We start from the raw sequence: 9982 nt of genomic DNA, 5'->3' as shown, positions 1-9982 counted from the left end.
TCTGCATCAGACTAGAGGATGAGGCCAGCCTCTACTGCCCGTTCATGATGAGCACTACGCTGCTGATATAGGCAAGCAGATAGACCATGGCGGGTAATCTGTGGGAGCGGGCGTGCCCGCGAACACCGGCGGAGCCGGTGCCATGTACCGCGGTGGCGGTTTCGCGGGCATGCCCGCTCCCACAGGGTTCTGCATCAGACTGGAGGATGAGGCCAGCCTCTACTGCCCGTTCATGATGAGCACTACGCTGCTGATATAGGCAAGCAGATAGACCATGGCGGGTAATCTGTGGGAACGGGCGTGCCCGCGAACACCGGCGGAGCCGGTGCCATGTACCGCGGTGGCGGTTTCGCGGGCATGCCCGCTCCCACAGGGTTCTGCATCAGACTAGAGGATGAGGCCAGCCTCTACTGCCCGTTCATGATGAGCACTACGCTGCTGATATAGGCAAGCAGATAGACCATGGCGGGTAATCTGTGGGAGCGGGCGTGCCCGCGAACACCGGCGGAGCCGGTGCCATGTACCGCGGTGGCGGTTTCGCGGGCATGCCCGCTCCCACAGGGCTCTGCATCAGACTAGAGGATGAGGCCAGCCTCTACTGCCCGTTCATGGCAACGCTTGAGCACCGCGCGGCGCTCGTCATTGTCCATCCGCCCCCAGCGGCCGATCTCGGCCACGCTGCGCTGGCAGCCAGTGCAGATGTCCTGCTCGTCCAGCGCACAGATGCTCACGCAGGGCGAGGCCACCGGCCGTTCCACAACATTACTCATCGTCAATTACCAACTCCCGCGCATAACGCCGGGCATTGTGCACGTAATGGGCAGCGCTGGCTTCCAGCAGGCGCTTCTGCTGCTCGGTCAGCTCGCGCACCACCTTGCCCGGCGAACCCATCACCAGCGAACCGTCAGGAATGTCCTTGCCTTCGGGAATCAGCGCGTTGGCGCCAATGATGCAATGCTTGCCAATACGCGCGCCATTGAGGATCACCGCATTGATGCCGACCAAGCTGTAGTCACCCACCGTGCAGCCATGCAGCATGGCATTGTGACCGACGGTCACGCCCTTGCCCAAGGTCAGCGGCGACCCCATGTCGGTGTGCATCACCGTGCCGTCCTGCACGTTGCTGTCTTCGCCGATGTCGATCAGCTCGTTGTCGCCGCGCAGCACTGCGCCAAACCACACACTGGCATTGGCTTGCAGGCGCACGTTGCCGATCAGCGTGGCGTTAGGCGCTGCCCAACTGGTGGGGTGGCTCTCGACCCGCAGGTCGCCCAGGCGGTACTTCATGCTTGCTCCTCAGGCTGGAACGCAGACGACGGGGTTGGCCCCGCTCAGTTTTCGATGTACCGCTCAGGGGGCTGATGCAAACTGATGCCGGCATCGAACAGCAGGTTGACCAGTTCGACGATCATGATCGCCGACAAGCCCCAGATCTTGTATTCGCCATAGCGATAGCTGGGTACATACCAGCTGCGGCCCTGGTAATCGATACGGTGGGTATGGTCACGCGGGTCCTGGCGGAAAAACTCCAGCGGCACGGTGAATACTGCCGCGATCTCGGCGTCGTTGGCGCGGTATTCGACGAAGTCGGGGATAACGCCGACGAACGGTGTCACTTTCAGGCCATGCAGTGAAATCAGCGGGCTCAGCGGGCCGATCACCTCGACCAGACCCGGCGGCAAGCCAATTTCTTCTTCGGCTTCGCGCAGCGCGGTGAACACCAGGTCCGGGTCTTCCGGGTCGCGGCGGCCTCCGGGAAAAGCCACTTCACCGCCATGGGTGGACAGCCCTTGGGCGCGCAGGGTCAAGACCAGTTCGGGCGCTTCGCTACGGGTAATGGGCAAAAGAACCGCCGCTTCGGGGAACCGCCGGTCGGTTTCCAGTGACGCGGGTTGGTGGTTGCTCATTCGGCGAAGTAGCTCGTCCAGCATTGCGCACGCTCGTATCCAAGGCCTGCCTTGCATGATGCACCAAAGCCGCGTGGCACCCAAGCCCCCGCGCTTGCGGCGCGCCTGCGGCCGCGCCAAGATAGCCCGGAACATAAAGGATAGTGCCATGAACTACTGCAGCGCGTGCGGCCACCCGGTCACCCTGCGGATCCCCGAAGGCGACAGCCGCCTGCGGTATGTCTGCGAGGCTTGCCAGACCATCCACTACCAGAACCCCAACGTCGTCGCCGGCGTGCTGCCCACCTGGGGCAGCCAGGTGCTGCTGTGCCGCCGCGCCATCGAGCCGCGCCGCGGTTTCTGGACCCTGCCCGCCGGTTTCATGGAGAACGGCGAAACCCTCGACCAGGCCGCCCGTCGCGAAACGGTGGAGGAAGCCTGCGCCCGGGTCGGCGCAACCAGCCTGTACCAGCTGTTCGACCTGCCGCACATCAACCAGGTGCATGTGTTCTTCCGCGCCGAACTGGCAGACCTGGATTTCGCTGTGGGCGTCGAGAGCCTGGAGGTGCGGCTGTTCGAGGAACACGAGATTCCCTGGGGTGAGCTGGCTTTCCGCACGGTCACGCGCACACTAGAATGCTACTATCGCGACCGCATCGGGGCGCACTACCCCATAGGCCATGAATACCTGCCGCCGATGCTCGTTTCACCCAATACCTAGACGCCTTCAGGGATACCGTTACATGCGCTGGTTGCTTGCCATTTTCTGCCTTTGCGTTACCTCGGTGTCCCAGGCGGCATTTACCGAGACCATCATTCGCAAGCCTGTGCAGGCCGCGCCATCCCCGTCGCCCTCGCAGCAGGCGATGCAACCGCTGATCGATAAGGTGCTGGTGATCAAGTCCGAGCGGCGCCTGCAATTGATCAGCCGTGGCGAGCCGCTGAAGACCTACCGCATTTCCCTGGGCAAGCAGCCCAAGGGCGCCAAGCAGCGCGAGGGCGACAAGAAGACCCCAGAGGGCCTGTACTGGCTGGACTGGCGCAAGCAGAGCGATCGCTTCAACCTGGCCATGCACATCAATTACCCAAACAGCAACGATGCCGCCCGCGCAACCCGTGAAGGGGTGAGTGCCGGCAGCATGATCATGATCCACGGCACACCGATCAACGATGAATACCCGGAATGGTATTTCCACACCCTGGACTGGACCGATGGCTGCATTGCCATGCGTAACCGTGACATGCAGGAGGTGTGGAACCTGGTACGCGATGGGACGTTGATCGAAATCCGGCCCTGAGCCCTACCAGCGCAGCCACGCAGGCCAGGCAATGCCGAGAGCCGGTTGCTTTAAAAGCTCGTTAACATTTCTGCCAACGAATCATCACATTTGCGCCTTACAGTCGCGGTTTGTTTCAACCCAGCGAATACAAGGACACTCTGATGAGTCGAGATACCGGCGACAATCTGGACCGGAACCACAGCGGCAACCCGCCGATGGCCTCCGTCATGGACGTCTACCTCAGCCGCCGCAGTGTGATGCGCGGCAGCCTGGGCGCTGCCATCGCCATGATCGCCGGTACAGGCCTGGCAGGCTGCTTCGACAGCGGCGGCTCCGCCAACGATGACCCGGTTACCCAGCCGCCCGTTACCGAGCCGAAAAACCCGAAACTGGCCCTGGGTTTCCAATCCATCCCCGGGTCGCGCACCGACGCCTGCGCAGTGGCCGCCGGCTACAGCGCCTACGTACTCGCCCCATGGGGTACGCCGCTGAACAGCAACGCCAAGCCGTGGCGAGCCGATGGCAGCAATACCTCGACCGATCAGGCCAACGCTATGGGCATGCACCATGACGGCATGCATTTCTTCCCCATCAACGGCAGCTCGGAAGACGGCCTGCTGGCGATCAACTTCGAGTACATCGACACCGCCGCCCTGCACCCGGCCGGCCCAACGACCGATATCAATGGCAAACGCCCGGTCGAAGAAGTGCGCAAGGAAATCAACGCCCACGGCGCTGGCGTGGTGCGCTTGCAGAAAACCGATGGCCGCTGGCAGGTGGTCGACAACGACCCGCTCAACCGCCGCTTCACCACCGCATCGCGCATGGCCATCAGCGGCCCGCTGCGTGGCACCGAACACGTCAAGACCAAGTACTCCCCCGCCGGCACCCACTGCCGAGGCATCAACAACAACTGCGGCAACGGCTATACGCCCTGGGGCACCTACCTCACCTGTGAAGAAAACTGGCCGGGCATTTTCGTCAACAAGGGCACCCGCCCTGAAGACCAGCAGCGCATTGGCGTGGGCACCTCCAGCGGCCAGTTCAAATGGGAAAGTGCAGCCGGCGACGCCAGCGAGGAAGCCGACGAGTTCGCCCGTTTCGACGTGACCGCCAAGGGCGCCAGCGCCACCGACGACTACCGCAACGAAGCCAGCACCTACGGCTACATCGTCGAGATCGACCCTTACGACAGCAGCACCCTCGCGACCAAACGTACCGCACTGGGCCGCTTCCGCCACGAAGGCTGCGCCCCGGGCCTGCCGGTGCCGGGCAAGCCACTGGTGTGGTACATGGGTGACGACTCCAACAATGAATACGTGTACAAGTGGGTGTCCAGCGCCGTGTGGGATGCCGCCGATGCCAACCCGGCCGACCGGCTGGCCACTGGTGCCAAGTACCTGGACCAGGGCAAGCTGTACGTCGCCCGCTTCAATGCCGACGGTACCGGCGTCTGGCTGCTGCTGGACGTGATTACCCCCACCACTGGCGGCGGCACCTTGGGCGCGCTGTACGGTGACCTGCCGGGCATCCTGCTCAACACCCGGGGTGCCGGCGATGCCGTGGGCGCAACGCCAATGGACCGCCCGGAGTGGACCACGGTCAACCCGCTTAACGGCGACGTGTACCTGACACTGACCAACAACAGTGCGCGCACCCCGGAGAAGGCCGATGCCGCCAACCCGCGCGGGCCGAACCGCCATGGCCATATCATCCGCTGGCACGACAGCGACGACCAGTTGAGCTTCGCCTGGGACATCTTCGTGTTTGGCGCCAACGCGGCCGGCACCGCCGACATCAACCGTTCCGGCCTCACCGAACTGAACCAGTTCGCCAGCCCGGACGGCATGAGCTTCGATAGCCGTGGCGTGCTGTGGTTCGAGACCGACAACGGCGAAAGCACTGTCACCGACTACACCAACGACCAGCTACTGGCGGTGATCCCCACCAACCTGGTGGACGCCGGCGGCAAACAGGTGCCGGTGAACGCGCAGAACCAGGTGGACCTGCGGCGCTTCTTCGTTGGCCCGAATGGTTGCGAAGTGACCGGGATTACCTTTACCCCGGACAACAAGACGCTGTTCGTCAACATTCAGCACCCGGGGAACTGGCCATGCACCGACAACGCTACGGACGTGACGCCAGCGGGTACCAAGGTACGGCCGCGGGCTGCGACGGTGGTGATTCAGCGGGTTGATGGCGGGGAAATCGGCACCGTCTGATCCGGTGCGGTACAGCCAGCCTTGCGCTGGCTTTACTGGCCTGTTCGCGGGCACGCCCGCTCCCAAAAGTTGTGTAACCCCTGTGGGAGCGGGCGTGCCCGCGAATAGCCCTGATGCGGTCTAGAACTCGGCGAGCCGCCACACCTCATAGGCTGGCGCCTCGTACGGGTGGCTTTGCTTGAGCGCAGCGACGACCTGGGCTACCAGCTCGTCTGCCACCACCAGCTCCACCTTCCACTCTTCCACCACCTCGACCCGGCCAGTTTGCCCGAGAAACGGCTGGCTGCCGTCCAGCGGGCGAAACTGGCCCTGGCCCAGGGTTTGCCAGGCGCAGTGGTCATAGTCACCGATGCGCCCGCCACCAGCGGCGAACACAGCGGCCTTGACCACGTCGACATGGCTGGCGGGGACGAAGAAGGCGAGCTTGTACACGCCTTAGTTCACCCACACCCGCGCATTGCGGAACATGCGCATCAGCGCGGCATCTTCGTGCCACTCGTCAGGGCGCCAGGAGTTCTGCACGGCGCGGAACACACGCTCCGGGTGCGGCATCATGATGGTCACGCGACCGTCGCGGCTGGTGAGGCCGGTGATACCGCGCGGCGAGCCGTTCGGGTTGGCCGGGTAGGCTTCGGTGACCTTGCCGTGGTTATCGACATAGCGCAGGGCCACGCAACCGGACATGTCGGCGGCCAGCAGCGCTTCTTCGCTGGCGAACTCGGCATGGCCTTCACCGTGGGCGATGGCGATCGGCATGCGCGAACCGGCCATGCCTTGCAGGAAGATCGAGTTGGACTTCTGCACTTCGACCATGGCCACACGTGCCTCGAACTGCTCCGAGCGGTTGCGCACGAAGTGCGGCCAGTGCTCGGTGCCCGGGATCAGCTCGTGCAGGTTGGACATCATCTGGCAACCGTTGCACACGCCCAGGGCGAAGCTGTCGGTACGCTCGAAGAAGGCCTGGAAGGCATCACGGGCGCGGCTGTTGAACAGCGCCGACTTGGCCCAGCCCTCACCGGCGCCCAGCACGTCACCGTAGGAGAAACCACCGCAGGCCACCAGGCCCTTGAAGGCCTCGAAGTCGACGCGGCCGGCAAGGATATCGCTCATGTGCACGTCGATGGCGGCGAAGCCAGCGCGGTCGAAGGCTGCAGCCATTTCAACCTGGCCGTTGACGCCCTGCTCACGCAGGATGGCCACTTGCGGGCGCACGCCTTTCTTGATGTACGGTGCGGCGATGTCGTCGTTGACCTCGAAGCCCAGCTTGACCGACAGGCCCGGGTTGTCTTCCTCGAGCAGCAGGTCGAATTCCTGGTCGGCGCAGTCGGCGTTGTCGCGCAGGCGCTGGATCTGGTAGCTGGTCTCGGCCCACTGGCGCTGCAGCATGCGGCGGTCGTCGTCGAACAGCACTTCGCCATTGAGGCTGATGGACACTTCGGCGTTGTTGACCGGCTTGCCGATCACCGCCACGCAACCTTCGCCCAGGCCAGCAGCACTGAACTGTGCCAGTACGTCGGGGGTGGCGTCCTGGCGAACCTGAATGACCGCCCCCAGCTCTTCGTTGAACAGAATGGCCGCCACATCGGCCTTGCTGTCGGTCAGCGGGTCGAGGTGCAGGTCCAGGCCGCAGTGGCCGGCAAAGGCCATTTCCAGCACGGTGGCGGCCAGGCCGCCGTCGGAACGGTCGTGGTAGGCCAGCAGGTGACCATCTTCGTTCAGGCCCTGGATCACGGCGAAGAAGGCCTTGAGGTCTTCGGCGTCGTCGACATCCGGTGCCTGGGCCGCGATCTTGCCGTAGGTCTGGGCCAGGATCGAGGCGCCCATGCGGTTCTTGCCGCGGCCGAGGTCGACCAGGATCAGGTCGGTTTCACCCTTGTCCATGCGCAGTTGCGGGGTCAAGGTCTTGCGAATATCGGTGACCGGGGCGAAGCCGGTGATGATCAGCGACATCGGCGAGGTCACGCTCTTCTCGACGCCCTCGTCGCTCCACTTGGTTTTCATCGACATGGAGTCTTTGCCGACCGGAATGGTAATGCCCAGCTCTGGGCACAGCTCCATGCCGACCGCCTTGACGGTGTCGTACAAGCGCGCGTCTTCACCTGGGTGGCCGGCAGCGGACATCCAGTTGGCCGACAGCTTGACGTCGGACAGTTTCTCGATGCGCGATGCCGCCAGGTTGGTCAGCGTTTCGCCAATGGCCATGCGGCCGGATGCCGGGGCGTCCAGCAAGGCCAGCGGGGTTCGCTCGCCCATGGCCATGGCTTCACCGGTGTACACATCGAAGCTGGTGGCCGTGACGGCGCAGTCGGCAACCGGAACCTGCCACGGGCCGACCATCTGGTCGCGGGCAACCAGGCCGGTGATGGTGCGGTCGCCGATGGTGATCAGGAAGCTCTTGCTGGCCACTGCCGGGTGGTTCAGCACGCGCTGCACGGCGCTGTCCAGGTCCAGCTCGCTTGGGTCGAAATCATCGCCCAGCTCGGCTTCACGGGTGACCGAACGGTGCATGCGCGGCGGCTTGCCCAGCAGCACGTCGAGGGGCATGTCCACCGGGGTGTTGCCGAAGTGGCTGTCGCTGACGGTCAGGTGCTTTTCTTCGGTGGCTTCACCGACCACGGCAAACGGGCAACGCTCGCGCTCGCAAATGGCCTTGAAGCGCTCGAAGTCGACGGCGCTGACGGCCAACACGTAACGCTCCTGCGACTCGTTGCTCCAGATTTCGTGCGGGGCCATGCCCGGCTCGTCGTTGGGCACGTTGCGCAGCTCGAAGCGGCCACCACGGCCACCGTCGTTGACCAGCTCCGGGAAGGCGTTGGAGATGCCGCCGGCGCCCACGTCGTGGATGAAGGCGATAGGGTTGGCATCGCCCAGTTGCCAGCAGCGGTCGATGACCTCCTGGCAACGGCGCTCCATTTCAGGGTTTTCACGCTGTACCGAGGCGAAGTCCAGGTCAGCGGAGCTGGCGCCGGTGGCCACCGACGACGCAGCGCCGCCGCCCAGGCCGATCAGCATGGCCGGGCCGCCGAGCACGATGAGCTTGGCGCCGACCGTGATCTCGCCCTTCTGCACGTGGTCTTCACGGATGTTGCCCATGCCGCCTGCGAGCATGATCGGCTTGTGGTAACCGCGTACTTCTTCACCGTGCGGGGTGTTGATGGCCTGCTCGAAGGTACGGAAGTAGCCGGTCAGCGCCGGGCGACCGAATTCGTTGTTGAAAGCAGCACCGCCCAATGGGCCTTCGATCATGATGTCGAGGGCGTCGACGATGCGCTCTGGCTTGCCGTAGGCCTGCTCCCAGGGCTGCTCGAAGCCCGGAATGCGCAGGTTGGACACGGTGAAACCGGTCAGGCCCGCCTTGGGCTTGGCGCCTCGGCCAGTAGCACCTTCGTCACGGATTTCGCCACCCGAGCCGGTGGACGCACCGGAGAACGGGGCGATGGCGGTCGGGTGGTTGTGGGTTTCCACCTTCATGAGGATGTGCACCGGCTCCTGCACCGCGCCGTACTGGCGGGTTTCAGGGTTCGGGAAGAAGCGCCCGGCAACGTTGCCGACGATCACCGAGGCGTTGTCCTTGTACGCAGACAGCACACCTTCGTTGTGCATCTGGTAGGTGTTCTTGATCATGCCGAACAGGCTTTTTTCCTGCGCCTGGCCGTCGATGTCCCAACTGGCGTTGAAGATCTTGTGGCGGCAGTGCTCGGAGTTGGCCTGGGCGAACATCATCAGTTCGATGTCGTTCGGGTTGCGCTTGAGGCCCTGGAAGGCATTGACCAGGTAGTCGATTTCGTCTTCGGCCAGGGCCAGGCCGAGGTCGATGTTAGCCTTGGCCAGCGCGTCGCGGCCGCCGCCGAGAATATCGACAGAGGTCATCGGCTTGGGCTGGGCGTGGCTGAACATGTCAGCGGCCTGCTCCAACTGGCCGAGCACGCGCTGGGTCATGCGGTCGTGCAGTTCGGCGGCGATCAGGCCGGCGTCAGCGTCGCTCAGGTTGCCGGCAACGTAGTAGGCGATACCACGCTCCAGGCGCTGGATTGCCTGCAGGCCGCAGTTGTGAGCGATGTCGCTGGCCTTGCTGGCCCATGGCGAGATGGTGCCCAGGCGCGGTACGACCAGGAACAGGCGGCCGCTCGGCTCCTGTACCGGCACGCTCGGGCCGTACTTGAGCAGACGGCCCAGCACCTGCTGCTGGTCGGCGGTCAGTTCGCCTTCAACATCGGCGAAGTGGGCAAATTCGGCATACAAACCAGTAACAGCGGGGACTTTCTGGCTCAGTTGCTCGAGTAATTTACCGTGGCGAAAGGCAGAAAGGGCAGGAGCGCCGCGCAGGATCAACATCGTCGGGACAGCCTCAGGAAGGGGTGTGCTTAGAGGCCGTGCATTCTAGCCTAAATCGTTGGCTTTCGGCACCCGCTCTAAGCCATGGCTGCCGGGCGGCGGAACCGGACTTTGGGGTCAAAAAAAAGCGACAAGCCGTAAGCTGCAAGCCACAAGAAAAAAACATGCCCTGCCCGGCTGCTTTTTCTTGTGGCTTGCAGCTTGAAGCTTGCAGCACATAATCCGCTACCAGACAACCTAACAGTTGTCGAGATATGGT

At 63.8% G+C, this 9982-nt stretch carries 8 protein-coding genes; 3 read left to right on the top strand and 5 right to left on the bottom strand.

Annotation, left to right across the window (positions count from 1 at the left end):
- Window positions 1-575: 575 nt before the first annotated feature.
- From DMX12_RS21390 to DMX12_RS21380, 3 genes are read right to left on the bottom strand one after another with little or no spacing between them, the layout of a single operon-like run.
- Window positions 576-770, bottom strand: coding sequence for a DUF1289 domain-containing protein (locus tag DMX12_RS21390; protein WP_054914026.1), 195 nt, complete (start codon window positions 768-770; stop codon window positions 576-578).
- Window positions 763-1287, bottom strand: a complete 525-nt coding sequence (locus DMX12_RS21385; RefSeq protein WP_054914025.1) for a gamma carbonic anhydrase family protein — start codon at window positions 1285-1287, stop codon at window positions 763-765. The genes DMX12_RS21390 and DMX12_RS21385 overlap by 8 nt, the downstream gene beginning before the upstream one ends.
- A gap of 44 nt (window positions 1288-1331) precedes the next feature.
- On the bottom strand, window positions 1332-1931 hold the full coding sequence (locus tag DMX12_RS21380) for a CoA pyrophosphatase (RefSeq protein ID WP_029885509.1): 600 nt from the start codon (window positions 1929-1931) through the stop codon (window positions 1332-1334).
- A 124-nt stretch (window positions 1932-2055) separates the two neighbouring features.
- Between DMX12_RS21380 and DMX12_RS21375 the strand changes: the two genes are divergently transcribed.
- The 3 genes from DMX12_RS21375 to DMX12_RS21365 all read left to right on the top strand — a co-directional run bounded on the left by DMX12_RS21375 (window position 2056) and on the right by DMX12_RS21365 (window position 5388).
- On the top strand, window positions 2056-2607 hold the full coding sequence (locus DMX12_RS21375; protein WP_029885510.1) for an NUDIX hydrolase: 552 nt from the start codon (window positions 2056-2058) through the stop codon (window positions 2605-2607).
- A 22-nt stretch (window positions 2608-2629) separates the two neighbouring features.
- Window positions 2630-3184 carry a murein L,D-transpeptidase family protein gene (locus tag DMX12_RS21370; RefSeq protein ID WP_009683431.1) on the top strand — a complete coding sequence of 185 codons (555 nt, stop codon included), beginning with the start codon at window positions 2630-2632 and terminating at the stop codon, window positions 3182-3184.
- 143 nt (window positions 3185-3327) lie between these two features.
- Complete coding sequence (locus tag DMX12_RS21365; protein WP_110679401.1) at window positions 3328-5388, top strand: PhoX family phosphatase; 2061 nt, start codon at window positions 3328-3330, stop codon at window positions 5386-5388.
- A 120-nt stretch (window positions 5389-5508) separates the two neighbouring features.
- Here DMX12_RS21365 and DMX12_RS21360 read toward each other — a convergent pair whose 3' ends face one another.
- Together DMX12_RS21360 and purL are read right to left on the bottom strand one after the other, a co-directional pair.
- Entirely contained in the window at window positions 5509-5820 is a 312-nt protein-coding gene (locus tag DMX12_RS21360) for an NIF3 1 (RefSeq protein WP_009683429.1), read from the bottom strand.
- A 3-nt stretch (window positions 5821-5823) separates the two neighbouring features.
- Complete coding sequence (purL, locus tag DMX12_RS21355) at window positions 5824-9723, bottom strand: phosphoribosylformylglycinamidine synthase (protein WP_110679400.1); 3900 nt, start codon at window positions 9721-9723, stop codon at window positions 5824-5826.
- Window positions 9724-9982: the final 259 nt, after the last annotated feature.

This window comes from Pseudomonas sp. MB-090624 (assembly GCF_003205245.1).
GTDB classification, from domain to species: Bacteria; Pseudomonadota; Gammaproteobacteria; order Pseudomonadales; family Pseudomonadaceae; genus Aquipseudomonas; species Aquipseudomonas juntendi.
Note: the sequence above shows the minus strand (reverse complement) of the source record. Positions and strands in the feature narration are given on the sequence as shown.

Excerpts from the sequence above, each read along its gene's own strand:
- purL (WP_110679400.1), bottom strand. The coding sequence starts at position 9,723 with ATGTTGATCCTGCGCGGCGCTCCTGCCCTTTCTGCCTTTCGCCACGGT.
- DMX12_RS21385 (WP_054914025.1), bottom strand. The coding sequence starts at position 1,287 with ATGAAGTACCGCCTGGGCGACCTGCGGGTCGAGAGCCACCCCACCAGT.
- DMX12_RS21370 (WP_009683431.1), top strand. The coding sequence starts at position 2,630 with ATGCGCTGGTTGCTTGCCATTTTCTGCCTTTGCGTTACCTCGGTGTCC.
- DMX12_RS21390 (WP_054914026.1), bottom strand. The coding sequence starts at position 770 with ATGAGTAATGTTGTGGAACGGCCGGTGGCCTCGCCCTGCGTGAGCATC.
- DMX12_RS21375 (WP_029885510.1), top strand. The coding sequence starts at position 2,056 with ATGAACTACTGCAGCGCGTGCGGCCACCCGGTCACCCTGCGGATCCCC.
- DMX12_RS21380 (WP_029885509.1), bottom strand. The coding sequence starts at position 1,931 with ATGCTGGACGAGCTACTTCGCCGAATGAGCAACCACCAACCCGCGTCA.
- DMX12_RS21365 (WP_110679401.1), top strand. The coding sequence starts at position 3,328 with ATGAGTCGAGATACCGGCGACAATCTGGACCGGAACCACAGCGGCAAC.